Origin of the sequence: Microbacterium trichothecenolyticum (assembly GCF_030818955.1) — a bacterium.
Classification (GTDB): Bacteria; Actinomycetota; Actinomycetes; order Actinomycetales; family Microbacteriaceae; genus Microbacterium; species Microbacterium trichothecenolyticum_B.
Genome location: NZ_JAUTBF010000001.1, coordinates 1,172,541 through 1,198,545 on the forward strand (window position 1 = coordinate 1,172,541; position 26,005 = coordinate 1,198,545).

At 71.5% G+C, this 26,005-nt stretch carries 20 protein-coding genes; 9 read left to right on the forward strand and 11 right to left on the reverse strand.

The window, feature by feature from the left end; genetic code table 11:
- The first annotated feature begins 163 nt into the window (after positions 1–163).
- Both QE412_RS05665 and QE412_RS05670 read left to right on the forward strand, forming a co-directional pair.
- The gene (locus tag QE412_RS05665; RefSeq protein ID WP_307481095.1) at positions 164–1,588 is read left to right on the forward strand and encodes an APC family permease; all 1,425 of its coding nucleotides are present in this window, start codon (positions 164–166) and stop codon (positions 1,586–1,588) included.
- Positions 1,589–1,843: 255 nt separating this feature from the next.
- Positions 1,844–2,359 (forward strand): hypothetical protein, encoded by a 516-nt coding sequence (locus tag QE412_RS05670; protein ID WP_307487037.1) that lies wholly within the window; start codon positions 1,844–1,846, stop codon positions 2,357–2,359.
- Between the two features lie 88 nt (positions 2,360–2,447).
- Here QE412_RS05670 and QE412_RS05675 read toward each other — a convergent pair whose 3' ends face one another.
- From QE412_RS05675 to QE412_RS05695, 5 genes are all read right to left on the reverse strand, one after another.
- Positions 2,448–3,041 (reverse strand): helix-turn-helix domain-containing protein, encoded by a 594-nt coding sequence (locus QE412_RS05675; RefSeq protein ID WP_115920465.1) that lies wholly within the window; start codon positions 3,039–3,041, stop codon positions 2,448–2,450.
- Positions 3,042–3,189: 148 nt separating this feature from the next.
- Positions 3,190–4,815: a dipeptide ABC transporter ATP-binding protein gene (locus tag QE412_RS05680; protein ID WP_307481097.1), complete on the reverse strand. Its 1,626-nt coding sequence runs from the start codon at positions 4,813–4,815 to the stop codon at positions 3,190–3,192.
- Positions 4,816–4,882: 67 nt separating this feature from the next.
- The gene (locus tag QE412_RS05685; RefSeq protein ID WP_307481099.1) at positions 4,883–5,848 is read right to left on the reverse strand and encodes an ABC transporter permease; all 966 of its coding nucleotides are present in this window, start codon (positions 5,846–5,848) and stop codon (positions 4,883–4,885) included.
- Positions 5,845–6,810, reverse strand: coding sequence for an ABC transporter permease (locus QE412_RS05690; protein ID WP_307481100.1), 966 nt, complete (start codon positions 6,808–6,810; stop codon positions 5,845–5,847). Before QE412_RS05690 ends, QE412_RS05685 begins: the two co-directional genes overlap by 4 nt.
- Positions 6,811–6,907: 97 nt before the next feature.
- Positions 6,908–8,437, reverse strand: coding sequence for an ABC transporter substrate-binding protein (locus QE412_RS05695; protein ID WP_307481101.1), 1,530 nt, complete (start codon positions 8,435–8,437; stop codon positions 6,908–6,910).
- A gap of 158 nt (positions 8,438–8,595) precedes the next feature.
- On the opposite strand from QE412_RS05695, the gene QE412_RS05700 reads away from it, so the two are divergent.
- A complete protein-coding gene (locus QE412_RS05700; protein WP_307481102.1) occupies positions 8,596–9,216 on the forward strand; it encodes a DUF1028 domain-containing protein in 621 nt (206 codons plus the stop codon).
- Between the two features lie 96 nt (positions 9,217–9,312).
- Here the strand turns inward: QE412_RS05700 and QE412_RS05705 are convergent, their stop codons facing one another.
- Positions 9,313–10,884, reverse strand: coding sequence for a S8 family peptidase (locus QE412_RS05705; RefSeq protein ID WP_307481103.1), 1,572 nt, complete (start codon positions 10,882–10,884; stop codon positions 9,313–9,315).
- 57 nt (positions 10,885–10,941) lie between these two features.
- Positions 10,942–12,276 carry a hypothetical protein gene (locus QE412_RS05710; protein WP_307481104.1) on the reverse strand — a complete coding sequence of 445 codons (1,335 nt, stop codon included), beginning with the start codon at positions 12,274–12,276 and terminating at the stop codon, positions 10,942–10,944.
- 470 nt (positions 12,277–12,746) lie between these two features.
- Between QE412_RS05710 and QE412_RS05715 the strand changes: the two genes are divergently transcribed.
- From QE412_RS05715 to QE412_RS05725, 3 genes are read left to right on the forward strand one after another with little or no spacing between them, the layout of a single operon-like run.
- On the forward strand, positions 12,747–14,222 hold the full coding sequence (locus QE412_RS05715; protein ID WP_307481106.1) for a DUF3375 domain-containing protein: 1,476 nt from the start codon (positions 12,747–12,749) through the stop codon (positions 14,220–14,222).
- Positions 14,215–14,922: a DUF4194 domain-containing protein gene (locus QE412_RS05720; protein WP_307481108.1), complete on the forward strand. Its 708-nt coding sequence runs from the start codon at positions 14,215–14,217 to the stop codon at positions 14,920–14,922. The genes QE412_RS05715 and QE412_RS05720 overlap by 8 nt, the downstream gene beginning before the upstream one ends.
- Positions 14,919–18,269, forward strand: a complete 3,351-nt coding sequence (locus tag QE412_RS05725) for an ATP-binding protein (protein WP_307481110.1) — start codon at positions 14,919–14,921, stop codon at positions 18,267–18,269. Before QE412_RS05720 ends, QE412_RS05725 begins: the two co-directional genes overlap by 4 nt.
- 484 nt (positions 18,270–18,753) lie before the next feature.
- Here QE412_RS05725 and QE412_RS05730 read toward each other — a convergent pair whose 3' ends face one another.
- Entirely contained in the window at positions 18,754–20,256 is a 1,503-nt protein-coding gene (locus tag QE412_RS05730) for an HNH endonuclease signature motif containing protein (protein ID WP_307481112.1), read from the reverse strand.
- 530 nt (positions 20,257–20,786) lie between these two features.
- A complete protein-coding gene (locus QE412_RS05735) occupies positions 20,787–21,596 on the reverse strand; it encodes a TrmB family transcriptional regulator (protein WP_307481114.1) in 810 nt (269 codons plus the stop codon).
- A 77-nt stretch (positions 21,597–21,673) separates the two neighbouring features.
- On the opposite strand from QE412_RS05735, the gene QE412_RS05740 reads away from it, so the two are divergent.
- Both QE412_RS05740 and QE412_RS05745 read left to right on the forward strand, forming a co-directional pair.
- On the forward strand, positions 21,674–22,039 hold the full coding sequence (locus tag QE412_RS05740; protein ID WP_307481116.1) for a RidA family protein: 366 nt from the start codon (positions 21,674–21,676) through the stop codon (positions 22,037–22,039).
- Positions 22,040–22,082: 43 nt separating this feature from the next.
- Complete coding sequence (locus QE412_RS05745) at positions 22,083–23,246, forward strand: MFS transporter (RefSeq protein WP_307481118.1); 1,164 nt, start codon at positions 22,083–22,085, stop codon at positions 23,244–23,246.
- A gap of 40 nt (positions 23,247–23,286) precedes the next feature.
- On the opposite strand, the gene QE412_RS05750 is transcribed toward QE412_RS05745, so the two are convergent.
- Complete coding sequence (locus QE412_RS05750) at positions 23,287–23,658, reverse strand: hypothetical protein (RefSeq protein ID WP_307481120.1); 372 nt, start codon at positions 23,656–23,658, stop codon at positions 23,287–23,289.
- A 19-nt stretch (positions 23,659–23,677) separates the two neighbouring features.
- Between QE412_RS05750 and QE412_RS05755 the strand changes: the two genes are divergently transcribed.
- The gene (locus QE412_RS05755; RefSeq protein ID WP_307481121.1) at positions 23,678–25,126 is read left to right on the forward strand and encodes an aminotransferase-like domain-containing protein; all 1,449 of its coding nucleotides are present in this window, start codon (positions 23,678–23,680) and stop codon (positions 25,124–25,126) included.
- Between the two features lie 55 nt (positions 25,127–25,181).
- Here the strand turns inward: QE412_RS05755 and QE412_RS05760 are convergent, their stop codons facing one another.
- Complete coding sequence (locus QE412_RS05760; RefSeq protein ID WP_307481122.1) at positions 25,182–26,003, reverse strand: MIP/aquaporin family protein; 822 nt, start codon at positions 26,001–26,003, stop codon at positions 25,182–25,184.
- Positions 26,004–26,005: the final 2 nt, after the last annotated feature.

A 26,005-nucleotide genomic window follows, 5' to 3' on the forward strand; every position in this document is an offset into this window, starting at 1 on the left:
CCGATGTCGGCATCCCTCCCGCTCCACCGGCGGCGCCCGCCGCTCTCCCGGCACCACCCCCGCCGGTACTCCCGCTCCCACCCGCGAGCGGTGCTCTCGATGCTGTACCCGACACCATCTCCGGTCACGACGACGTCGTGACCCGCACCCTCCAGGAGGAGCCGTGAACGATCATCTCGGTGCCGCGACGGCACCCGCGAACCCCGGCGCCAAGCTCGCCCGCACCCTCGGACTCTGGTCGATCGTCGGCCTGGGCCTGGGCTACATGACCCCGACGGTCGTCTTCGACACGTTCGGACTCGTCGCCGAGGGGACCAACAACGTCGTCCCCGCCGCCTACGCCGTGGCGCTCGTCGTGCTGGTCTTCACCGCCATCAGCTACGGCAAGATGGTCCGCGTCGTCCCCAGCGCCGGCTCCGCCTACACGTACTCGCGCGAGTCGATCCACCCCGGTGTCGGCTTCGTCGTGGGCTGGACCGCCCTCATCGACTACATGCTGCTGCCGATGGTCAACGCGCTCATCCTGCGCAGCTACATGGAGGCACTGTTCCCCGAGGTCGAGGGCTGGATCTGGGTGGTGCTGTTCACCGCCGGCGTCACGGGCGTCATCTACCTGACGATGCGCGGCACCTCGAACGTCAACATGATCCTCCTGGTGTTCTCGATCCTCGTGATGACGGTCTTCGTCGTCATGGTCGTCGTGCAGCTGGTCGGCGGCGCCGGGGCCGGGACCGCGGTGTCGCTCGCGCCGTTCGTCCACGACGACGTGCAGTTCGGCGCCGTCCTCGCCGGCGCCACCATCGTGTGCTTCTCGTTCATCGGCTTCGACGCGGTGTCGATGTACTCGGAGGAGGCGAAGAGCCCGAAGATCATGCCGCGGGCGATCGTGCTCACCCTCATCGCCGGCGGTGTGATCTTCCTCGTCGCCTCGTACGTCACGCAGCTGCGCTTCCCCGACTCGGCCGCGTTCCCGCAGGAGGCGATCGAAGACAGCACGCTGCCCGAGATCGGTGTGCAGGTCGGCGGCCCCGTCCTGCAGGCCGTGCTCACCGCCGCGGGGTTCGCTGCGACCTTGGCGTCGTGGCTCGCTTCGCACGCCTCTGTCTCGCGCATGCTCATGGTGATGGGCCGCAACAACGTGCTGCCCCGGAAGATCTTCGGCTTCATCAACCCCAAGACGCACACCCCGACGTTCTCGATCGTCATCGTGGGGCTGGTGAGTCTGCTGGCGATCGAGTTCACGCTCGAGCAGATCGCGGCGTACATCAACTACGGCGCGCTCGTGGCGTTCTCATTCGTGAACATCTCGGTCATCGCGTGGTTCGCGATCCGCAAGGGGCTGCACAAGACCCCGGGCGACATCTTCCGCTACATCGTCATGCCGGGCATCGGTCTGCTCCTCACGGTGCTGCTGTGGGTGAACCTCGACATGCACGCCCTCATCGGCGGTCTCATCTGGACCGCGCTGGGCGTGGTGTACCTCGTCATCCTCACCCGCGGCTTCCGTCGCCCGATCGCGTCGTTCGACGAGAACCAGCCCGTGACGGGCGTGAACAAGACGGCCCCCGGGCCGCGATCGGAGATCTGAGCCCCCGGCCCGATCTCAGCGCTTCGGCCGCGGCATCCCTCCTTGCCGAAGGGGGTGTCGCGGCCGAGGTGCGTCTGGGGTCGTCCGTCACGCGCGGAGTCAGAGGGTCACGCGTGCCAGGCTCCGGAGACTACGCGCATCCGAGGCGTGACGCGTGCCACAGCAGGGCGCGAACGTGCGCCGGTTCCGGAACGCGGCACGGCACGACGCCGCGGGCGCACCGGCACCGTCCGCCGGTACCCTGCATCGGTGGACATGATCGACGGCACCATCCGGACCGCGTGGAGCATCGACGTCGGCGGGCTGAGCCGGGGCGAGCTGGTCGAGCGGCTCGACGCGCACGGCATCCACCGCAATCCCTACGCCGAGATCCTGCTCGCCGGCCCCGTCTTCGACGACGCCTCGCGTGAGACCGTCGCGATCGTCGAGATCTCGGTGGCCGACCTCGGATTCCCCGACGGCGCGACACTGCCGCACGTGTTCGCCGGAGCCGTCGAGCGAGGCCTCGTGCTTTGCCCTCCCATGACGGCGCCGTACCTGCGCCTCGCCACGCTCGATCAGGCGACCGCGCCGGACCGCATTCTCAGCACCGGTCGCGCGCCGACGGGCTCGCTGCACGTCGCCGCGCCGGTGCTGCGCGCCGACCACGACTATCCGAAGGGCTTCTACCTGCGCGTGATCGACGGGGTGCCGTGGCTGCGCGGGTACCGCTGCGACGACGAGCACGTGCTGTCGCCGGGCGATCGGTTCGCGTTCCGCGCGGCCTCCTGAGTTCTCGGCCCCGATCGGCCACAGCCGCGGGGATCGGCCCGCCGACCCGATGTCTCTCAGGAGTTCGGCCCGGCGAGGGACCGGGGTGCTACCGCTCGAACGGCGTCACAGCCCCCAGCACCACGGTCTCGCCGTCGTGGCCGTTGGCCCACCAGTGCGGGGCCGAGCAGCCGTAGGTGACGGTGTCGCCGGCGTGCAGCTCGACGCGGCGGTCCGACTGGCAGACGACGAGGACGCCGGACTCGACCGTCACCGTCTCGGTGCCGATGTGGCGGAACGGGCTCGCCTCGTTCGTGAATCCGGGCGGCAGGGTCGAGCGGATCAGCTGCAGCATCGACTCCCCGCGCGGGGTGAGCAGCTCCCGCTCCGCGCGCTGGTGCGGCGGCGCGTCGGCGGCGACCGGCATGACGTGCCGCTTCGCGCGCGTGACGACCGCGAGCGGCACGGCGGGCTCGTCGAGCAACTGCGTGACCGGGATGCCGAGGGCCCCGGCGAGGCGCTGGAGGGACTGCAGCGAGGGGTTGCCGAGCCCGCGCTCGAGCTGGCTGACGAGGCCGAAGCTCACGCCGGCCTTCTCCGACAGCGCCTGCACGCTCAGGCCCAGGCGTTTGCGGGCCTCGCGCACCGCGGCCCCGAGGGTCTCGACCGTGCGCTGCTCGTCGGCATCCGTAGCTCGTGTCATGACGGTGTCAGCGTATCGAGATCCGGCGTGCGCCCGCGGCAGCCCGCCCGGCCGATCCCGCGCCTTACGCGCCCCGCCCCATCGCTGACTTGCGTCATATGCACGCCACGGGAGGCGACCGACGGACATATGCCCGCAGTCAGCGGGATCACGCCCGCACCCGCGGGCCGTCAGGCGGCACGGCGGCCAGCAGCGCGCGGGTGTACTCCTCGCGGGGGTGCGCGAAGAGTTCCGCCGCCGGAGCCGCCTCGACGACCTTCCCGCCGCGCAGCACGACGACGTCGTGGCTCATCTGCTGCACGATCGCGAGATCGTGGGCGATGAAGAGGTACGTCAGGCCCTGCTCGACCTGCAGCCGACGCAGCAGCGCGAGCACGCGCGCCTGCACCGAGACGTCGAGGGATGCCGTGGCCTCATCCAGGATGACCAGCTCGGGCTCGAGCGCGAGCGCGCGGGCGATCGACACGCGCTGCCGCTGCCCGCCCGACAGCTCGTGCGGGTAGCGCTCGGCGAAGGCCGGGTCGAGGTCGACGAGCTCCAGCAGCTCTCGCACCCGCGCGGCCCGCGACGCCGCCGTGGAGCCACCGAGCCGGTGCACGCGCAGCGGCTCGGCGATCGCGTCGGCCACGGTGCGGCGCGGGTCGATCGAGGCGAACGGGTCCTGGAACACCATGGCGATGCGCCGTCGGTCGCGGCGCTTGGCGCGGAGCGCGTCGCGGACGCCGGCGCCCTCGGCATCCGCCAGCGTCGCCGTCCCCGCGTGCGGGGCGACGAGCCCGGTGAGGGCGTTCGCGATCGTCGACTTGCCCGAGCCGGACTCCCCCACCAGCGCGAGGGTCGTGCCGCGGCGGACCGTGAACGACACGTCGTCGACGGCGTGCACGGTGCGGCGGCCCGCGGGCGTCTGCACCGCGAAGCGCACGTCCAGGCCCGTGACCTCGAGCAGGGGCGCGGCGGTGGGCTCGGGCGCGGGCCCGGCACCGGCGACCACGCGCGGACGCGCCGCGAGCAGCTCCTTCGTGTAGGCGTGCTGAGGGTCGGCGTACACGTCGGCGAGGGACCGCTGCTCGACGGCCTCCCCGTGGCGCAGCACGAGCACGTCGTCGGCGACCTGGCCGATGACGCCGAGGTCGTGGCTGATCCAGACGACGGCGGTGCCGCGATCGTGCTGCAGCTGCTGCACGAGGTCGATGATCTGCGCCTGGGTCGTGACATCCAGCGCGGTGGTCGGCTCGTCGGCGACGAGGAGCGCCGGGTCGCACGCGAGGGCGATGGCGATCATCACGCGCTGGCGCTGACCGCCCGAGAACTGGTGCGGGTAGGCGTCGACGCGCGTCGCCGGATCCGGGATGCCGACGGCCTCCAGCAGCGCGGTCGCCCGGGTGTGCGCGGCCCGGCGCGACAGGCCCCGGTGGGTCTCGAGCGATTCGGCGATCTGCCGCCCGATCGTGAGGTACGGATTCAGCGAGGTCGAGGGGTCCTGGAACACGAAGCCGATGCCGTCGCCGTGCACCGAACGCAGCGTGCGGTCGGACGCTCCGACGAGCTCGACGGGAGCGGCGTCCGGGGTCGTCCGCAGCACACTGGACCCGGCGACCCGGCGGCCCGGGGCGTCGATGAGCCCGGTCGCGGCGAGTACCGTGAGCGATTTGCCCGAGCCGGACTCGCCGACGATGCCGAGGGTCTGCCCCCGGTCGACGGCGAAGTCCAGCCCGTGCACGATCGGGGTCTCGCCGATCGCGACGCGGAGCTCGCGCACCTGGAGAACGGTCATCGCAGGCTCTCCTGAATGGCGTGGGTCTCGCCGATCGCGACGCGGAGCTCGCGCACCTCGAGAACGTTCATGACTGTCCCTCCCGGCTGATCGTGTCGCGCCGCGTGAGCAGCCCGCGCTCACGCCGCCGCTGCCCCTGCCGGGCCTCGATGATCGTGCGCTGGCGTGGATCGAGGCCGTCGCGCAGGCCGTCGCCGAAGAGGTTGAAGGCCAGGGCGGTGACGAAGATCGCCGCCCCCGGGAAGACGCTCATCCACCAGGCCTGCGCGAGGAAGCCCTGCGCGGTGAACAGCATGCCGCCCCACGACGGCGCGGGTGGCTGGATGCCGAGACCGAGGAACGACAGCGCCGCCTCGGACAGGATCGCGAAGGCCAGCGACAGCGAGGTCTGCACGACGATCGGGCCGCCGATGTTCGGCAGCACGTGCCGCACGAGAATGGATGCCGGGGGCGTGCCCATCGTGCGCGAGACCTGCACGAACGGCGAGGTGCGCAGCGACAGCGTGCTGGCGCGCGCCACGCGGGCGAAGATCGGGGTGTAGACGACACCGATCGCGATGATCGTCGTGAGCATGCCCGGCTGGAAGATCGCGATGATCGCCAGGGCCAGCAGCAGCACGGGGAAGGCGAACATCACGTCGACCACGCGCATGAGCACCGCGTCGACCCAGCCGCCGGCGTAGCCCGCGACGACGCCGACCGCGAGTCCGAGCACGAGGGCGATCGCGACCGCGGTGACCGCGATCGTGAGCGAGGTGGATCCGGCCAGCAGCACGCGGGAGAACACGTCGCGGCCCAGCTCGTCGGTGCCGAACCAGTGCGCGGGGCTCGGCGGGGTGAGAGCGTTCGCGACGTCGATCTGGTTGACGCCATACGGGGCGATCCACGGCGCCGACACCGCCGCGAGGACGACGACGACGAGCACGACGGCCGCGGCCACGGTCAGCGGGTTCGCCAGCAGCAGGCGCCAGGACTTCACGCGCCCGGGCGCGGGGGCGGGCGCGGGACTGACGGAGGGTTCGGTGATACTCATGCGGCACGGATCCTCGGGTCGACGACGGCGTAGAGCACGTCCACGATCAGGTTGACGACGATGAACATCACGGCCACCAGCAGCACGGCCCCCTGGATGAGCGGGTAGTCGCGCGCGGCGACCGCGTCGTAGACGAGTCGGCCCAGGCCCGGCCAGGCGAAGACGACCTCGACGACGATCACGCCGCCGAGGATCGTGGCGAGCTGGATGCCGGCGATGGTCAGCACGGGAACGAGCGCGCCGCGCACGATGTGGCGCGAGACGACGACACGGCGGGGCAGGCCCTTCGACACGGCGGTGCGGATGTATCCGGCGGAGGCGACGTCGATGACGGCCGCACGGATGTACCGCGTCATGATGGCGCCCGCGACCAGGCCCACGGTGAGCCCGGGGAGCGTCACCTGTCGGAGCCACCCGGCGGGGTCGTCGGCGAAGGCGACGTACCCGCTCGCCGGGAGCAGCCCCAGGGTGACCGAGAACAGCGAGATCAGCAGCAGCCCGAGCCAGAAGTCGGGCACCGAGACGCCGAACTGGCTGGTGAGGCGCACGATCACGTCACTCACGCGTCCCTCGCGCAGTGCGGAGTACACCCCGGCCGGGACGGAGATGAGCAGGGCGATGATCAGACCGACCAGCGCGAGCGAGATGGTGGCGGGCAGGCGCTGCAGCAGCGTGGTGGTGACGGGCTGCCCGTTGCGGAAGCTCACCCCGAGGTCGCCGGTCACCGCGTGAGCGATGTAGGAGAAGAACTGCTCGGGCAGGGAGCGGTCGAGACCGGATGCCGCGCGCAGGGCGTCGTAGGCCTCCGGCGTATACCGGGTGCCGAGGGCCAGGCGCACCGGGTCGCCCGGCACGAGGTGCACGAGGGCGAACACGACGATCAGCACGCCGAGCAGCACGACGGCCGACGACAGCAGCCTCGCGCCGAGGAAGCGCACGAGCTGCGCGGGGGCGATCCTCATGGAATCAGTCTCCTTGTGAGAACGGACGAGACGAACGGACCCGGTGGATCGGGCACGACCGCGGGGGCACCGGCATCCGGCACCCCCGCGGCGGGGATCACTCGCTCAGCGAAGCGTCCTTGAAGCGGATGGCACGATCCGCGCGGGCCTCGTACCCCTGCACCTTCGGCGACCAGACCTGCAGCACCGACGGGTTGTAGAGGTAGATGTAGCTGGCCTTGTCGGCGATGATCGTCGCGGCCTGCGCGTAGAGGTCCTTGCGCGCGTCCTTGTCGGTCTCGACCCGGCCCGCATCCAGCAGCTTGTCGACCTCGGCGTCCGAGAACTTCTGCGCGTTGCTGGCGCCACCGGTGTGGTGCTGCGCGTAGTAGAAGTCGTCGGGGTCGATGTTGCCGAGCCAGCCCATCATGAGCATGTCGAAGTTGCCGGAGTTCTGCTCGTCGAGCCACGTCGAGAAGTCGGGCTGGCGGATCGACACCTGGATGCCGAGGGGCTCGAGGTTCGCGGCGATGATCTGCGCGGCCGTGACGGTCTCGGGGTAGTCGCTCGTGGCGAGCAGGTCGAGCGTGCCACCGGTGAAGCCGGCCTCGGCCATCAGCTGCTTGGCCTTGTCGAGGTCGGTGGAGTAGCCGTCGTACGCGGTGTACCAGAAGCTCTGCTGCGGGATGGCGAGCTGGTTGGGCTCGGCGGTGCCGTAGCTGACGGCCTGGATGATGGCATCCCGGTCGATGGCGTACGCGATGGCCTGGCGCACCCGCACGTCGTTCCACGGGGACTTGGCCTCGTTGAGAGCGAGGTACCAGTAGTCGCTCGACGGCGTCTGGCCGAGGGTGACCGAGGAGTCGCCCGCGAGCTGGGAGACCTGCTGCGTGGGGACGACGTCGGTCCAGTCGATGTCACCGGCCTTCAGCGAGGCGAGCGCGGTGGCGGGCTCGGAGATGAAGCGGTACTCCACTCCCCCGAGCTTCGGCGCACCGCCCCAGTAGTCGGGGTTTGCCGTCAGGGTGATGTGGTCGCCGGCGACGTAGTCGCTGACGGAGAACGGTCCCGTTCCGACGGGCTTGGTGGTGATGTCGCCGGATTCGACGTTGCTCTTCTCGACGACCGCCATGCCCTTGAACCCACCGAGGTTCGACAGCAGGTTGGGCGTCGGCTGCGACACGGTGATGACGACGGTCTTGTCGTCGGGGGCGCTGACGTCGCTGACGGTGGCGAACTTCCAGGCGTTGGAGAGCTCCTCGTCGATGATGCGGCGGTACGAGTACACGACGTCTTCGCTGGTGAAGTCCGAGCCGTCCTGGAATTTCACCCCGTCGCGCAGCGTGAAGGTCCAGGTGAGCTGGTCGTCGCTGGTGGTCCAGCTCTCGGCGAGCGCGGGCTGCATCTCGAGGCTGGCGTCGGGCTGCACGAGGGTGTCGTACACGTTCTCGAGCACCTCGAAGGCGAAGTACGACGAGGTCTTCTGCGGGTCGAGCTGGTCGGGCTCGCCCCCGATGGCGGCGACGAGGGTCTGCCCGGAGCTGTTGCCGGAGCCGCCGATGTCGACGCTCTGACCGGCGGAGCAACCGGCGAGGGCGAGCGCCGCGGCGAGCGCGCCGGCGATGCCGAGGGTGATGCGCTGTTTCATGTGGATGCCAATCGGGTGAGGGGCTCATCATTTAGATGATGTTTCGATCAGTATGTGCAAGCATGTGTATCGGCACAAGCCCGGGGCCTGGTCGAAACACGATCTTCACAAAACGCCTGCCGCGGCCGTGCCGCTCATCGACGACCCCAGGAGTGTGCATGACCTTCACCGTTCTCGCTCGCGACGGCGAGCGCATCGGCGCGGCGACGGCGAGCCGGTCCCTCGCCGTGGGCGCCTCGGTGATCGCCGTCGATCCGGCCGTGGGTGCGGTGGCCAGCCAGGCGTGGACGAATCGCGGACTGCGCGCGCTGCTCCTCGGTGAGCTGCGCGCCGGCGCGTCGGCCGAGGCCGCGGTGCAGCGCGTGCCCGAGTGGGACGCCGGGGAAGCCCTGCGCCAGGTCGGCGCCCTGCCGTGGGACGGGATCGGCGCGGCGCGCTCAGGAGTCGACATCTCCGCGTGGGCGGGTGCGCGGATCACCCCGGATGCCGTGTTCGTGGGCAACCTGCTCGCCGGCGCCGGAGTGCTCGACGCGATGGCGACCGCGTGGGCCGACGCCGCGGGTACTGACCTGGCCGATCGCCTGCTCGCCGTCCTGCGCGCGGGCGACGACGCCGGCGGCGACGCGCGGGGCCGCCAGAGTGCGGCGCTGCTGGTCGCCTCGCGCGCGGAGACCGTGCTCGACCTGCGCGTCGACGATCACGCCGACCCGCTCTGCGAGCTCGCGCGTTTGCGCCGTCTCGCCGACGCGCCGGTCGAGGTCCCCGCCGCCCACGGCTGAGCGGGGCATCGGTCACAGCCCGACCAGCACCGAGATCTCGGGTTTCCCGCTGCACTCCTGCGACGGTGGGCGTGTGACCGAGCGGAAGTCGGCGGGTCAGGGTCCGCCGGTGAAGGTCGTCGTCACGGGCGCGCTCGTGACGACCACTCCCGTGGGCAGGGTGCCGGTCGCGCCGACGCTGACGGTGTACGCATGCCCCGACGTCTCGTCGAGGAAGACCGTGGCGGTGGTGACGCCGGCGATGTCGACGGGATAGACCCGCCCGGTGGTCGTGTCGGTCACCGTCACCGCGAAAGACGTCACGGTGCCGATGTCGTTGACGGTCCACGACAGCGTCTGACCGCCGGCTCCGGGCGCGGCCGTGACGGCGGTCACGCGGGGAACGCCGGGGATCGAGGCGAAGATGTTCGCCGTGCCCACCGGGAGCCCCGAGAGGGTGCCGCTGGCGCCCGCCGTCGAGGTCAGGGCCGCCTTGACCTCGGGCGTCCCCCAGGTGGGGTGCTCTTGCAGCATGCGTGCGGCGAGCCCGGCGACATGGGGCGTCGCCATCGACGTTCCGCTGATGGTGTTCGTGCTCGAGCCGATCCAGGTCGAGGTGATGTCGGAGCCCGGGGCGAACAGCGTGACGCAGGTTCCATAGTTGCTGTACCAGGCGATGGTGCGCGTGGAGTCGATCGCACCGACGGTGATGCCGTTCGTGGCGCTGCCCGGCGAGTACTTGCAGGCGTCGTCGGTCTCGTTGCCGGCAGCGGAGGTCATGACGTACCCCTGGTCGACTCCGATCTGGATCAACTGGTTGGCCGTGTCGTTCTGGGGAAGTCCCAGACTCATGGTGATCACCGACTGCGCCCCGGTGTGGTTGTTGTAGATCCAGATCAAGGCGTACAGGAAGGCGATGAACGTGCCCTGGCCGTCGCACCCCATGACACGGACCGGCACCAACCGGGTCGCCTTGGCGACGCCGTACGTCGTGCTGCCGACCGTGCCCGCGACGTGGGTACCGTGGCCGTTGCAGTCCTCGGTGCCGTTGCCGTCGGCGACCTCGGTGTGCCCTTCGGCGGCGTCGACGCGGCCGCCGAAGTCGGGGTGCGTCGATTGGATGCCGGTGTCGACGACGTAGACGGTGGTGCCGGCGCCGGTGGTGTCGGACAGGTAATGGGAGTCTTGCGTCGCCGCGGGCGTGTCGATGGCGTCGAGACCCCACGAGGGTGTCGGCGTCTGGTCGGCGGTCGCCTCGACCAGCGCGTTCGGGGTGACCGCCGACTCGGGTACGCGTGCGCGGACGGCATCGACTTGACCGGCGGGGACGGCGACGTAGGTGGTTCCGCCGAGGGACTGCGCACCGATGGCCCCATCGGCGGCGGCCCGGAGATCGTCGAGCCGGTCATCGGGGATCGCCACGAGCGAGTACGACAGCTCGATCCGGCGACGTTCCTCATCGCTCGCCCCCGGGGGAACGGGCAGTTGCTCGGCGAAAGTCGGTACCGCGTCCGCGGACGCCTCCGCCGACGCGGGTCCGGGCGACGGGGGCGCGGGCGTCGAGGCGGAAGCCGCCGCGTCCGAGACGGCGGGCGGGGCGATGCGGATGACGCCGACGACGGCGAGCATCGCGACGAGGCCGGCGAACGCGGCGACGAGCCAGCGACGGGGGCGCGAGGAAGTCGACATGGGTGTGTCTCCGTGGGTCGAATCAGCGGGGGGTCATAATCAGCACTGGGGCCGGCATCAGCACTGGGGAGCGGCGGCGCTCACCGGCACCACGATGCGGGAGGCGCCGGCGGCGATCGGTACGGGCTGACCGATCTGCCCGACGTCGGTGATGCGGGCGCCGACGTCGGCCTGATAGACGGTGGAGCCGGACAGGAAGAGATCGGCGCCGATCGGGGACGCGCCGGACGGCACCTGTGCGACGACGCGCGTGCGGCCGGTCGATACGAAGACCACCGCCGCATCGCCCCCGGTCGTGCGGACGGGAAGCAGACGCTGCCCGGAGAAGAAGGGGTTGGGCGTCAGCGTTCCCCAGGCCTGGATCGCGGAGGCGATCGCCCCGGTCGGGTACGGGGTGGAGCCGTCCCAGCTGACACGGTAGAGCGAGCCGTCGGCTGCGAACAGGTCGCCGGCGACGGGGGTCGCTCCCGCGGGTGGGCCGGCGGGTTGACCGAACTCGAAGGCCGTGCGCACCTCGTCGGCGGGCGATCGGTACAGGCGCGGCGTGCCGTCTGTGGCGCGAAACGGCAGGTGGAACCGCCCGGTGGGTCCGCTGCCCTGTTCGTGTTCGACGAGTTGTCCGGTTGCCGCGACATCGGATGCCACGGCGACGCCGCCGCGATAGAGCGTGGTGCCCGAGAGGAACAGGTCGGCGGCCACGGGCGTGGCGCCCGCGGGCGTCCCCGTCGCGGGGCTCGCGGTCGTCGTGGCGGTGTCGAAGACGACGGCCGACCCGTCGGCGAGACGCAGGGGCAGCAAGAAGGAGCCGTTCTTCGAGGGGGACTCGGCGAGCGCCCCGACGGCGACCACGTCGGTCTGTACCGCACCGACGCCGTGGCGGAACAGTGTCTGACCGTCGAGGAAGAATTCCCCCGAGACCGGAACGGCCGCCGCGGGTACGGCAGTGACGGCCGTGGTCCCGCTCGGGGTGGAGACGAGGCGATGGGTGGGCGTCGCCGAGAGCGCAGCCGCAGCAGAGGTCGCGGTCGCGGCGGTCGCGGTGAGAGTTCCGGCAACGCCGGATGCGGGTACGAGGATGTCGCCGCACGGGGCGGTTCCGTCGGTATCCGTCGTGACCGTCGCGGAGGCTCCCCCGAGGGCGAAGGCGTAGCCCGCACTCAGATGCAACGAGACCACGACGCCCGCGAGCGCGGTTCCGTTCGATTCGGCCCGCACCGTGGCTCCCGAGATCATCGAGCACGCGGCGGCCTGGTATGCGGCAGCCGAGAACGACAGGACGGTCCCCGACGCAGCGGCGGCGGCGGGCACCGCCGTCGCGACGGCGACGACCGGCACGCCCCACGCCGCCGCGACGACGATGGAACGTCGAGACGGCACCGCACGGGAAGACACGGCAAGAGCGGACACGGAGCGAGACGGCGCGACGGGCGACGACGTGACGGCGGACAGTTCGGCGCGGGGTGTCCGCGACCCCGCGGACGCGCCTTGGGGGCTCTCGATCACACACGTTCCTTCCAGGAGCGGACCGCGAGCCGGCACGAATCGGAGGCGCGCGTGTTCGCCACTGTCGCAGCTGACCGGTACGTGGCCGCGTCGCCCTCCGCACGCGAGAGGGTGGTGAAGGGTGTGTGCACGCGAGCGGGTATCATCCCGGTCCGATCCTCCAACCGCTGTTCACCCGCCCTTTCATTCGTTGCTGCGGTCGTCACGGCATCGAGAACGGCGCGAGCAGGCGCGAACGTGAAGAAAAGCACGCGAGACATGAACCCGAACAAGGGCAAGCGAGACACGAACGTGAAGAAGACCAAGGGCGGCACGAACCCGAAGAAGATGGCATCCCGCACCCCGGTAGACTTCAGCCAGTGACCCGCACCCGAGCCGAAGCCGCGTACCTGCGCTCGGTGACGGCGTTCAAGAACCCGACGCTCGACCTGCTGCACGGGCGTTTCGCCCCGTTCGTGGTGGCCGTGCTGTCGGTGGTCTTCTCCCCCGATCGTCCCGCGGTCGCCGTGGCCGACGCGCACGTCGAGGTCGCCGAGGCGATCGACGAACTCCGGGCGGCCGGCTACGACACCGACGACGACCGGCGCATCCCCGCCGGCTCCGCGCGTGACATCTGCCGCGGCTGGGTGCGCGTGGGCTGGCTGGGGTTGCAGATCGAGGACGATGTCGAGGTGTACCGCCTGTCGGCGCACGCTGTGGGCGCGCTCGAGATCGCCGGCCGTGCGGGCGGGGGCCGTGCCCGCGTGTCGCGCTCGCGGGTGCGTACGCTGCTCGACGCGGTCGAGCGTCTGGCCCGCGATGCCGAGAGCGACCCCGTCCGCCGACGTGAGGCCCTGCTCGAGGAGCGCGCGGCCCTGGATGCCGAGATCGCGGCTCTCGACGACGGCATCGTCGAACCGCTCGACGACGACCACCTGCTCGAAGAGGCGGAGAACGTCATCCATCTCGCGCGCGAGCTGCCCGCGGACTTCTCGCGCGTCGCCGAGTCGATCGCCGCGATGCAGCGCGACGTGGTCGCCGAGCTCCGCCGCGACGTGCGCCCGACCGGCGAGGTGCTGCGCGAGTACCTCGAGCGCGGCCGTCAGGTGATGCAGGCGACCCCCGAGGGGCGGGCGTTCCAGGGTGCGCTGCGCCTGATCGGCGACCCCGAGAACATCGACGACCTCACCGACCAGCTGCACGCCGTGCTGACGCAGCCCTTCTCGCGCCTCATGACGCCCGAGCAGCGCGGGGAACTGCACGCCATCGCCCGCCGTGTCGAGGCGGGTGTGCAGGAGGTGCTCACGGCGCAGCGGCGCGCCTCGCACGTCATCACCGCCCAGGTCCGCACGCACGATCCCATCCGCGACCGGCAGGTCGACGATCTGCTGCGCGGGGTGATGGCGGGGCTTCACCGGTGGAGCCAGACGCGCTCCCCCGGCCGCGTCGAGCCGGTGCGCACGCTGCCGCTCGCCGACGTCGGGCATCTGCGCCAGTCGATCAGCGACGTCCGACCTCCCGGAGCGCCGGAGCCGCTGGCATCCGAGGCTCCCGATGTCGAGTTCGTCGACGCCGACACGCGCGCCTGGGGCGGGCCGCACTACGCCGAGCTCGAGGCGTACGTGGCCCGGCTCGGCGACGGCTTCGATTTGGCGACCGCGTTCGCGGGGGCGGATGCCGAGACCCGGCGCCCCGTCGACCTCGTCGGTCTGCTCGAGATCGTGCACCGGCGGGGCCTCGTCGAGACCGACGACGTCTCGATCGTCGAGGCCGTGCGCCCCGACGGCACCACGCGGCGCTTCGCCTTCGGCGCGGTCCAAGCAGGAAACCCCACAGAACAGGATGCCGATGACTGACGTGCAGACTCCGGGCACCGACGCCGAGAATCCCGCGTTCATCGCCCCCGTCGCGATGGAGAACGACCCCGACGCGCTGTTCGCGGGCGATCGCGGCATCCTGGATGCCGATGTGCGGCGCGTGCTCGTGCGGATCCTGCAGCGGCGGTTCCTGCTGGCCGAGAGCTCCCCCGCGGAGTGGAAGCTGCTGCTGGAGCACCAGCAGATGATCGAGTCGCGGCTGAACGACCTGTTCGTGCGGCTCGTCGTCGACCACGCCCGCGGTGTCGCTTACAAGGAGCAGGTGCGCAGCGACGAGGTCGACGTGCCGATCCTGCTCAAGGACGAGGCGTACTCGCGCGCCGAGACGCTCGTGCTGGTGTACTTGCGCACGGTGTTCCAGCGCGAGACCACTGCCGGAACCGCATCGGCCCGCGTCGACGTCGAAGAGGTCGAGCAGACGGTGCTCACCTACTTCAGCGAGAGCGACGGCACCCGCGCGAGCCAGCAGCGCGCCGTGCGCACCGCGATCGCCCGTCTGGATCGCGAGGGCATCATCGAGGAGGAGTCCGAGGGACGCTACCGCATCGGACCGCTGATCGAGATCGTGCTGAGCGCGGAGACGCTTCGCGAGCTGCAGAAGTGGCTGGACGAGCAGACCCGGAACGCACCCGCCGAGGTCCTGGCATCCGAGACTCCCGAGAAAGACCTTCTTTCATGACCATGCTCGAGACCCTCTTCGGCCTCATCCCCGCAGCTTCTCGCGGACAGCAGTGGGTGGCCGAGGACCTGCAGCTGATCAACTGGGGCGGCTACGACGGTCCGCACCGCGTGCGCTTCGCGCCGACCGCGACGCTCTTGTGCGGCGGGTCGGGTTCGGGCAAGTCGACGCTCATGGACGCCTACGTCGCGCTCATGATGCCGCACACGACCCCCTTCAACGGCGCCTCGAACGGGGCCGTCGTGGGGCGCCCGCGCGGGCAGGAGCAGCGCAACATCCTCTCGTACGGGCGCGGCAAGCTCGACGAGGCGCTGACCGACGAGGGCACGAAGGTGCGCGTGCTGCGCGGAGACGGTGTCGACACGTGGACGGCGATCGCGATGACGTGGGCCGACCACGACGGCGCGCGGTTCACGGCGGTTCGTGCCTGGTACATCCCCGCGGCGGCGCGGACGCTCGACGACGCGGTAAAGGTGCGCGCGACCGTGCACGGGGCGTTCGATCTGCGCTCCCTCGAACCGGCGGCCCGCGCCCACCTGTCGGATGCCGCCGTGCGAGCCGCCGGGCTCGACACCCTCGCGACCGACCGCGAGTTCTCCGCGCGGCTGCACGCGGTGCTCGGCATCGGCGCCGCCGGTGCCGGGACGAAGGCGATGAGCCTGCTCGCCCGCATCCAGGCCGGGCAGCAGATCACCACGGTCGACGACCTGTACAAGCGCATGGTTCTCGAGGAGCCCGAGACGCTCGCGGTGGCCGAGGCGGTGGTGTCGCACTTCGACGGCCTCGAGGGCACGCGCACCCGCATGGTCGAGGCTCGTCAGCAGGTGCGGGCGCTGCAGCCGATCCGCGCCATGAAGTCGCGGATCGACGAGGCGGCGGAGCGGCTGCGCTTGATCGACGCCCTGGGGCGCTTCACCGATCCGGAGTCGCGGGCCTCGCTCTGGCGCGCCCAGCGGCGGGTCGACCTGCTCGGCGCCGTCGAGGACGAGCTGCGCGAACGCACGCACGCCACCGACGCGCTCGTGCGCGAACGGCAGGCGCTCGCCGATGCCGCCGAGGCCGAGCGCGAGGGTCTCGGCGACGTGCTGCGCGCAGCCGGCGGCGACCGGCTCGACGCCGCGCAGCGCGAGCTGCGCGGGCTCGAGCGGCGCCTGGCGGGCATGCAGCGCGATCGAGAGCGGTTCGAGGCAGCGCTCGCGGTGCTATCGAGCGAGGTGTCGTCCGAGAAGCAGTTCGCCGCCCTGGTCGACGAGGCCCGGCGCACCCTGGCCGACGCGGATGCCAAGACCGCCGTGCGCGACGCGTTCGTCGCCGCCAGCAGTCGGCACACCGACCTGCGCCAGCAGCTCGCGGCGCTGGAGACCGAGCACCGGCGCACCCAGACGCGCGACGACAACATCCCGCCGCGGCTGCACGACGCGCGCGAGGCGCTGGCGGAGGCTGCGGGTCTCACCACGGCGGAACTGCCGTTCGTCGCCGAGCTCGTCGACGTGCGCACCGAGTTCGAGCCGTGGCGCGGAGCGTTCACGCTGGCCCTCGGCGGCTTCGCGACGACGCTGCTCGTGGATGCGGCGCACCTGGCATCCTTCCGTGCGGCGATCGACGGCGTGCGCCTGTCGGAGCGTCTGCGCTTCGAGGGCGTGTCGACGGGGCTGCCCGAGCGCACGGGTCTGGATCCGGCGACCCTGCCGGGGCGGCTGGAGTTCCGCGCGTCGGCCTTCACCGGGTGGCTGCAGGACCGCCTGGAGCAGCAGTTCGCCTTCGTGTGCGTGGACTCCCCCACGGAGCTGGCCGCTCACCGCCTCGCACTGACCATCTCGGGCCAGACGAGCCAGGGCTCGCGGGGTGCGCACGGCGGCTCGATCCGTCACAGCGTGCTGGGGTTCTCGTCGCGCGTGCGGCTGACCGAGCTCGGCGAGCAGATCGTCACGGTGCGCCGCGACCTCGCGTCGGCGAAGGCCGAGGTCGACGAGGCCGCCGCCGCGCTCGACGCGTTCGATGAGCGCCGGAGCGCGTTCGAGAAGATCGCCGATCTGTCGTGGGACCAGGTCGACGTGGCATCCGTTCAGCGCGAGCTGGATCGCTGGAACGAGACGGTCGTCGAGATCACCGCGGGAAACCCCCGCATCGCCGAATTGCAGGAGCAGATCTCGGGCACGCGCGCTCGCGCCGCACGGCTGCGCGAGGAGATCGGCGGCGCCAAGACCGAGCAGCAGACGCTCGCCGCGCGCTGGGCGGAGGTCACCGACGAGGTGGATGCCGCGCAGCTGCTGATCGAGCGGGCGGAGGACACCGACCTCGTGCTCTCGGCGGCTGAGGTCACCTACCTCGACGGGCTGTTCGTCGCCCCGGCGGGCGATGCCTCGCCCTCGCAGCTCCTCTCTCGCTTCGACGCCGCTTTGGAGTCCGCATCCAAGCGCCTGCTGGAAGAGCAACGGTCGGCGCAAGAAACGTTCGCCGATCAGCGCGAGAGCCTGCGGCGCACGCTCACCACCTTCACCGACCGCTGGCCGAGCCCGAACCTGCTCGCCGACCCCGACGAGTCCCTCGGTGACTTCGAGCGGATCCTCGCCGACCTCGAGGCCAGCGGCCTGCACGAGCTGGAGGCCGAATGGCGGGACTCGCTGCTGCGCCTGTCGGGCAACGACCTCACCAACCTCGACTCGGCGCTGACCCGGGCGCTGCGGGAGATTCGCGAGCGCATCGCGCCGATCAACGACATCATGCAGGACCTGCCGTTCTACGACGACGCGCACCGACTGCAGATCGTGCCGCGCGAGAATCAGTCGGAGGTGCGGCGGCGGTTCCGTCGAGAGCTCCGCGATGTGCGGGCCGCGATCGACGCGGCCTCCTCCGACGAGGAACGCGAGGCCGTGTACGGGCGGATGGCGCGGCTCATCGGCCGCATCCGTCCCACGGCGCCGGACTTCGCCGACCTCGTCGACGTGCGCAATCACGTGCGGGTGAGCGCCGAACGCTTCCGCGCCGACACCGGCGAGCACGTCGCACTGTACGACCACATCGGCGAGAAGTCCGGCGGCGAGTCGCAAGAACTGATCGCGTTCATCGTCGGCGCGGCCCTGCGCTACCAGCTCGGGGACGCCGGGGCTGAGCGGCCGCGGTACGCCCCGGTGTTCCTCGACGAGGCGCTCATCAAGGCCGACGCGCACTTCACCAAGCGCGCGATCGGCGCGTGGCGCGGACTCGGGTTCCAGCTGGTCATCGGTGCGCCGAACGACAAGTACAGCGCGATCGAACCGCACGTGGATGTGGAGTACGACATCCTCAAGGACACGAAGGGGCGGTCATGGGCGAAGGCGAAGGTGGGGTTGCCTGCGGAGGGGTGACCCTCGTGCGGGAGGAGTGAGCGGCAGCGTCGCCGGAGCCGGGACGGGATGCAAGAGATTCGCGACGGCGTGCGTGAAGAGCGCGAGGATGCGCGTACGGCGCGCGTGAGGTCAGGGCCAGGGCGCGAGAGGTTCGCGACGGCGTGCGTGATGAGCGCGAGGATGCGCGTACGGCGCGCGTGAGGTCAGGGCCAGGGCGCGAGAGGTTCGCGACGGTGTGCGTGATGTTCGCGATCCGCGACACGCCACCTGACGTGCGGGACGGTGATCGTGTTCGAACTCGCGCCGCCGGTGACGACGTCACACGGGAACTCCTGCGCGGGGACTTGGTACCTGTCATCGCATGACCGACAGGCGGCGGGCGGACCGACATGTCGCAGGGTTCTTCCGGGGCAGTGCCGACGGTAGCGCCCCCGACAGTCGGCAGTCGGCAGGCCCCTCCGAGAACGGATCGTGAGTTCGAGGCTCCCGCGGGTCGGGATATCTAGAACGGCGGCGGATCCTCAGGCACCTCCGCGCCGAGCGGAGACGTCCAGCGAAGGTCGCCCGTGTCAGGGTCACGAGAGGGATCCCATCGCGTCTCGTGGCGGAGGCGATGGTGATGTCGACACTCGGGTGCGAGGTTGTCGTCGTCGGTGACGCCGCCCTCGGCCCACGCGGTGAGATGGTCGAGGTCGCACTCGCGCGCCGAGCGTCCGCATCCCGGGAAGACGCACGTCGGAGACGTCACCCCCAGCCATCGACGCAGGGCGGTGGGTACCCGGTACGTCGAGCGGTCGAGAGCGAGCGGCACTCCCGTGAGGGGGTGGGTGAGGACGCGAACCCACGACGTCGTCTGACCCGCCAGACGCCGAGCCGTATCGAGGTCGATCGGGCCGTGACCGTCGAGAACAGCCGGTTCGGCGCCGACCCCGAGGAGCGTCAGCGCGGGAACCGTCACGACGATCGTGGCGCGACGGTTCGGGCGCGGCGTCGGTGAGGCGCCGGCCGACGACGCCGCACCCAGAGAGTCCGCCGCGCCCGCACCCCCGCTCGCGCCGGTCGCGTCAGGCGCCGGAGACCCCGCGTCGCCCGACCCGCTCACCGTCAGAAGATCGGCGAACACATCGGCTCGCAGCTCCGAGAGCACGCGCTCCTCGTCGGGCGCGGCGCGAAGCTGACGCGCCATGCGGTCGACGCGCGTGAGTGCGTCGTGCGCCCGGTCGGCGGGGAGCAGGGCGGTCAGCGTCGCCATGCCGTCGAGTTCGGGCGTGAGCCACACGCCGCGGTCGCGGGCCGCTCGGCGGTGACGGGCCTCGAGCGACTCGCTGTGCACACGCTCTCGGAGAGCGCGCGCGGCGACGGTGAACCGCGCCGGTGGGAGCCGCAGCGCGCGGTCGAGGGCGCCCTCGTCGAATGCCTTCCACGACGCGCGCTCGTCGGATTCGACCCCAGAACCACTGACGGGGCCATCGAGAGGGTCCGGGCTACCCGCCTCGGCGTCGGGTGAAAGCTCCCGTGAGGGCACTTCGACATCGTCAGGAGACGTCGTCGGTTCGTCGGCGGGCGACGCGGAATCGGAAGGCGCCGACGCAACGGGCTCGCCCGCGACCTCGTCGGGAAGCGAAGTCGCCAACCGCGCCGACTCGACGGCGTGGCGCTCGGAGATCATCCCCTCCGCGAACGCCGCCCACACCTCCGGACACCGCGTCTGGAGCGTCTCCGCGTGGGCCGCCCGCGTGCGCACCGTGTGCTCGGACAACCGCAACCGCACAGCGATCTCGGCGACCGCCGCCCGCTCGGCCAGATCCCGGCGATCGCGCCGCACCGCCGCCACGGTGCGCCCACGAGTGTCGGCCCACGCGGCATCCAGGGTCGGGTCGGGCCCCACCCACGGAACGGGGTCAGCGACCGCGTCTTGGAGCAGGCGCCGGATCAGGCGGTACTCCGCTGCGGTGGCGCGATGGCGTTCACGGACGTGATGCTCGAGCTCACGGAGAAGGGTCACGGGATCGCACGACGCGGTATCAGACAGCGCGCACGCCGCAGGATCGGACAGCGCCGGCGCCGCAGGATGAGACGGCGCAGGTGCCGCGAGATCGACGCACGAGGACGGCACAGGGCCAAACGGCGCGGGCCTTCCGATATCAAGGCCCCCGCCGTCGAAGCCACCGACATCGATCAGCCCCACCTCGACCGCCCACGCCGTGTCGGCTTCGGCCTGCAGGTCGTCGTCACCGGGCCACGGCACGCCCCACCACAGAGGGGCCGGTCGCGACCGGTCGCTCGGGGGTGCCGTGATGTCCATGGTCGAACACTAACGAGGGGTTCCGACATTGCCCGGGGGGGTGCGTCCGAGGCGAGGAGGGCGGGGGGGAAAAAACACCCCCAGCCGCCGCCGTCGCGGGACGAGAGTACGGGGCCGGGCGCATGCTGCGCGCGAGCACACGACCGACAGCCCCCGCACACTCCCAGCCCCGCAGCATCGCGCCCGCACAATCGCCCCCGCGGCATCACCCCCGCGGCATCCGCCCCGCGTCAGCCCTCTCGCGGCGCCAGGATCACGCTCATGTCGCCCGCTGCCCGCAGCCGCTCGTACACGCCCGGCGCCAGGGCGTCGATAAGGAGCCGCCCGGTCACGTCGGCCTTGATGTACTCGACGGCCAGCAGCGCGAGCACCGGATTCGTCGTCGACGTGCCCTGATCGGGGGTGCGATCGCCGTACTCGGCGACGACCGCGTCGGTGTCGTCGGCGACCACCACCGCGAGGCGCCGACCGGCCAACCGCAGCCGGGCGCTCGCGCCGCACTCCGACAGGTCGTACGTGCGCGGACCCGACAGCGTCCGCGAGCCGTAGATCGCGACGTGCGTGTCGACGCCGCGCGCCGCCGCCGCCTCGAGCAGCGGGCCGAGCTCGTCGAGCTCCTCGTCCCAGACGCCGGCGAACAGCGTCGTCGTGGCATCCTCGATCACTCGGGCGAAGGCGAGGGTGTTCGCCTCCGCCCCGGTGAGCGACCACACCAGACCCGCCTCGCGGTGCAGCGGCAGGCGGGTCGCGGCATCCTGCGCCGCGCGCAGATCGCGATCGACCTGTGCGCGGATCGCCGCGATCACCCGCCCCGGGTCGACGGCGACGTAGCGCACGGTGTCGGAGCGGTTGGCGAGGACGGCCCCGCGCGCCTCGAGGCGATGAAGGGTCTCGTACACCTTGGATGCCGGCATCCCGGCCCGACGGCTCACCTCGGCGCCCGTCGAGGGTTCGTGGCCGACCAGCGCGGAGTACGCCTGCGCCTCGTACTGGGTGAACCCGAGCCGGGCCAGCGCATCCGTCAGTTCCGTCGTCGACACGCCCTCATCCTACGACTTGACCCGCCATGTACTACCCGAGTAGTAGTTATCGGAGAACCCTCGACGAAAGGACCGACATGCGCAGAACGATCAGCACGGGATCACCGTGGGAACCCCGTGTGGGCTACTCCCGCGCGGTCGTCGTGAACGACACGATCTACATCTCCGGCACGGCCGGCGACGGCGACGACGCCTACACCCAGACGCGCGCCGCACTCGCCACCGTCGAGAGCGTGCTCACCGACAACGGCTTCGCCCTCGCCGACGTCGTGCAGAGCCGGCTGATCGTCGCCGACTGGGACCACTGGGAAGACGCCGCGCGCGCCCACGGCGAGGTGTACGGCGATATCCGTCCCGCCTTCTCGATCGTGCACGCCCTCCCCTTCGTCGACGAGTCGATCCGGGCGGAGGTCGAAGCGATCGCCGTGCGGACGACGCCGTGATCGGCCCCGGGACGCCGACGTTCCCGACACCCCGCATGATCCCGTGACCGCCGCCGAGCGCCTCTCGCGCACCGCCGTCGTCGTGCTCGCGGTCGCCGCCGGTGCCGCGATCGCCAACGACTACGCCCTGCAACCCGCCGTGGGCGCGATCGCGGTATCGATGGATGCCACCACGGCACGCATCGCGCAAGCGGTGGCCGCGGCGTTCGCGGGGTATCTCGCGGGTCTCGTGCTGCTCGTGCCGCTCGCCGACCGCGTCTCGGCCCGCACGCTGCTCAGCGCCCAGCTCGCCGCACTCGCGGGATGCCTCGCGCTCGCGGCCGCATCATCCACTCCCGCGATGCTCACCGTCTCGCTCGTGCTGGTCGGTGCCGCAACGACCGTGGCCGCTCAGAGCAGTGCGATCGTGGGGCGACTCGCCCCGCCCGAGAACCGCGGGGCGCAGCTGGGCACGGTCTCGGCGGGCATCTCGGCGGGGCTCCTGCTCAGCCGCTTCGTCGGAGGCACGCTGAGCGACCTCGTGGGCTGGCGGGGGGCGCTGCTGTGCCTCGCCGTGCTGCTGGTCGCGTGCGCGGCCCTCGTCGTCGCGGTCGTTCCACGGTCGTCGCCACGCGCACCGACGCCGTACCTCGCCGCGCTCCTCGGCCTGCCGCGACTGCTCCGGCAGCACGCGATGCTGCGGCGGGCGACGGCGACGGGAATGCTGTGGTTCTTCTCGTTCAACCTCGTGTGGGTGGCCCTCGCGGTGGAGCTGGCCGAACCGCCCTTCTCGCTCTCCCCCAGCGCGATCGGGCTCTACGGTCTCGTGGGCGCGCTCGGTCTCGTCGTCACGCGTGTCGCCGGGCAGCTGGCCGACCGCTTCGGAAGCGCGCGCGTGATCGCCGTCAGCCTGGCCGTTACTGCGGCATCCGCCCTGGTCCTCACCCTCACGCTGGGACAGCCCGTCCCCACGGCTCTGGCCCTGGCCACGTTCGATGCCGGATGCTTCGCCGCGCAGGTGGCGAACCAGTCCCGCGTCGTCGCACTCGACCCCGCGCGCTCGGGGAGCCTCAACGCCGCCTACCTCACGCTGTACTACGCGGCGGGAGCCGTCGGGGCGGGCATCGCCGGCGCGATCGTCACCGCGGGCGGGTGGCCCGCCGCCACCCTCACTGCGGCGGTGGCGACGGCGGGCGGGACATTGCTGTCGCGGGCGTCGCGACGGTGACGGCGAGAGGGGGCGTGCCTCGGCGCCGGCGAGCAGGCGCTCACACGGCCAGAAGAATCCCGCGGTCCGTCGACTCCGCCACCGGAACCGGCGGGGCGACGACGAGATCACCCAGACGCCGCTCACCCGCCGCGGGATCCGCCGACACCCGCAGCGCGAGCGCGCGAACCGATGCGACCGGCGCGGTGTCTCGTCGCGTGGGCGTTGCGAGCGTCCACACCGCTGCGCGCGGCTCCGCGGCGGCTGCGACGAGTGTTTCGAGCGCCCCGTTCACGGCATCCAGAATCCCCGTCAGCTGGTCATCGTGGCAACGCGCATCGTCGACGCCAATCCACTCGAGCAACTCGCGAACAGTCCACTCGGGGATGATTGGACTGGGAAAGACGGATTCGGATGCGATCGAGTGGTTCATTGGACCAGAATCGGTGACCATGACCCTCGTCGACAGAGCCACTTCCGCCCTGGTGGACCACCGCACGGCCCTCGTATCGGCCGAACAGCTCGCCCTCCGGCTCGGCCGCTGGGCGACGACCGAGGCGACCCTGTCGGCCAGTCTCGCCGACGGTATCGCCCGGCTCGTGCGCGAGGGCGAACTCCGTGGCGGCGACCGCCTCCCCTCGGAACGCACGCTCGCGGCCACCGTCGCCGTCTCCCGCGGCACGGTCGTCAGCGCCTACGCGCGCCTGTACGACGACGGCATCCTCGACCGGCGGCAGGGCAGCGGCACGCGCATCGCCGGGGCGGCGCCGACGGCCGCACGCCAGGCCGCCGGACGAGGAGAGGCGCTGTACGCCACGCTGCCCTCGAGCATCGACCTGCTGCGCGCCGTCCCCTCGATCTCGCCGCTCGCCATCGACATCGTCCAGCGCCACCGCCCGGTGCTCGACGCCACCACCGTCGAGGGCGATCCGGCGGGCCTGCCCACCCTTCGCACCCGCATCGCGCAGCTGATGACCGATGACGGCACCCCCACGACCTCGGCGCAGATCCTGGTCACCCACGGTGCGCAGCAGGCCCTCAGCCTGCTCGTCGACGAGCTCGTCTCCCCCGGCGACACGATCCTCACCGAGGAGGTGGCCTGGCCCGGACTCACGGATGCCGTGCGCCGCCGCGGCGGCCAGGTCCACGGCATCCCGCTCACCCCCGACGGCGTCGACGTCGAGGCACTGGAGATCGCGATCGTCGTGCGGCGGCCCGTGCTGATCGCCCTGAACCCGCACAACCACAACCCCACCGGCATCCAGGCCAGCCCCGCCGTCCGTCAGCGCATCGCCGACCTCGCCGCCGAGCACGGCGTGATGGTGGTCGAAGACCGCGTGCTCGCGCACGTGTCGTTCAACGGCGCTCCCCCGCCGTCTCTGGCGAGCCTGCGCCCCGACGCACCGATCGTCGTCGTCGACTCGCTGTCGAAGTGGGCGTGGGAGGGCCTGCGGATCGGATGGGTGCGGGCCGATCCCGTGCTCGTGCGGCGCCTGCGCGGACTGCGCCAGACGAGCGACCTGTCGACCAGCGTCCCCTCGCAGCTGCTCGCGCTCGATCTCATCGCCGCGGCACCGGCCCTGCGCCGTACCGTCGCCACGGTCCACCGCGACGCGGCGATCGCGGCGGGTGAGCTCCTCGTCGCGCACCTGCCCGACTGGCGCTGGACACCGCCGCGCGGGGGCCTCTGGCTCTGGGCGCGACTGCCGACCGGGTCCGCCTCCGGCTTCGCGCGCTACGCCGCGGGCGTGGGGGTGTCGATCGCGGGATCGGCGCAGTTCGCCTCGGACGTGGATGCCGACGACCACATCCGCATCCCCGTCACCCCGCCCGCGGGAGCTCTCGAAGCGGGCGTCACGCGTCTCGGCGAGGCGTGGCGAGGGTATCGCGACGGGAGGTGAGCCCGATAGACGGCGGAGACGTGCGGGCCCGAACCGCACGCCCCCGCCGCTTTACTCACGCCAGCGGGTTCCCCATTGCCGCCGACGCCTCCTGTGCCCGCGCCCGTCCGCGAAAGAACCGCGCCACGAGCACAGCGATCACCGCGCCGATCGCGCCGCCGACGAGGTAGACCCACACCACGTCGAGCGCCCCCGCGAACACCGCCGGCCCGAACGCGCGGGCGGGGTTCATCGCGGCCCCGTTGAACGCGCCGCCCATCGTCCCCCACGCCATGATGTACGCCGCGACCGCGAAGGGCACGAACTGCCCGTTCAGCTTCGGGCCGTTCGCCATGCCCAGCACCATGAGCACGATCCCGAACGTGATGACCGTCTCGAACACCAGCGCCTGCCATTCACCGCCCTGGGGCGGACGGACGGATGCCAGTCCCCCGGCGTCCCCGAACAGCAGCACCGCCGCGCCCGACCCGGCGACGGCCCCCACGAACTGCACCACCCAGTACGCCACCGCCATGGGCCAGCCCATGTCGCCGCGCAGGGCGAAGGCCAGGGTCATCGCGGGATTGAAGTGGGCGGAGATGTCGCCGAGGAAGAAGATCGCCGCCATGAGCCACAGCGCCGACACCGCTGACAGGATCGCCACGACGGCGATCTTGGGAACCGTCCCCCCGTCTTGCGCGATGATCGACGCGCCGCCCGAGAGAATGAACGTCAGTCCCGCCATCCCGATGAACTCCGACACGAGGCGGCGGACCCGGTGAGCATCGCTGGTCCAGTCGGCGGCGAACGTGGTCACCCCCACCTGTGCCACCAGGGCCTGCCGCCCCGACGGAGTCGGCCCCGAGGGAGCCGGCCCCGAGGGATCATGAGCCGTCACGG

Excerpts from the sequence above, each read along its gene's own strand:
- QE412_RS05670 (WP_307487037.1), top strand. The coding sequence starts at position 1,844 with ATGATCGACGGCACCATCCGGACCGCGTGGAGCATCGACGTCGGCGGG.
- QE412_RS05675 (WP_115920465.1), bottom strand. The coding sequence starts at position 3,041 with ATGACACGAGCTACGGATGCCGACGAGCAGCGCACGGTCGAGACCCTC.
- QE412_RS05680 (WP_307481097.1), bottom strand. The coding sequence starts at position 4,815 with ATGACCGTTCTCCAGGTGCGCGAGCTCCGCGTCGCGATCGGCGAGACC.
- QE412_RS05685 (WP_307481099.1), bottom strand. The coding sequence starts at position 5,848 with ATGAGTATCACCGAACCCTCCGTCAGTCCCGCGCCCGCCCCCGCGCCC.
- QE412_RS05690 (WP_307481100.1), bottom strand. The coding sequence starts at position 6,810 with ATGAGGATCGCCCCCGCGCAGCTCGTGCGCTTCCTCGGCGCGAGGCTG.
- QE412_RS05695 (WP_307481101.1), bottom strand. The coding sequence starts at position 8,437 with ATGAAACAGCGCATCACCCTCGGCATCGCCGGCGCGCTCGCCGCGGCG.
- QE412_RS05700 (WP_307481102.1), top strand. The coding sequence starts at position 8,596 with ATGACCTTCACCGTTCTCGCTCGCGACGGCGAGCGCATCGGCGCGGCG.
- QE412_RS05705 (WP_307481103.1), bottom strand. The coding sequence starts at position 10,884 with ATGTCGACTTCCTCGCGCCCCCGTCGCTGGCTCGTCGCCGCGTTCGCC.
- QE412_RS05720 (WP_307481108.1), top strand. The coding sequence starts at position 14,215 with ATGACTGACGTGCAGACTCCGGGCACCGACGCCGAGAATCCCGCGTTC.
- QE412_RS05725 (WP_307481110.1), top strand. The coding sequence starts at position 14,919 with ATGACCATGCTCGAGACCCTCTTCGGCCTCATCCCCGCAGCTTCTCGC.
- QE412_RS05740 (WP_307481116.1), top strand. The coding sequence starts at position 21,674 with ATGCGCAGAACGATCAGCACGGGATCACCGTGGGAACCCCGTGTGGGC.
- QE412_RS05750 (WP_307481120.1), bottom strand. The coding sequence starts at position 23,658 with ATGAACCACTCGATCGCATCCGAATCCGTCTTTCCCAGTCCAATCATC.
- QE412_RS05755 (WP_307481121.1), top strand. The coding sequence starts at position 23,678 with ATGACCCTCGTCGACAGAGCCACTTCCGCCCTGGTGGACCACCGCACG.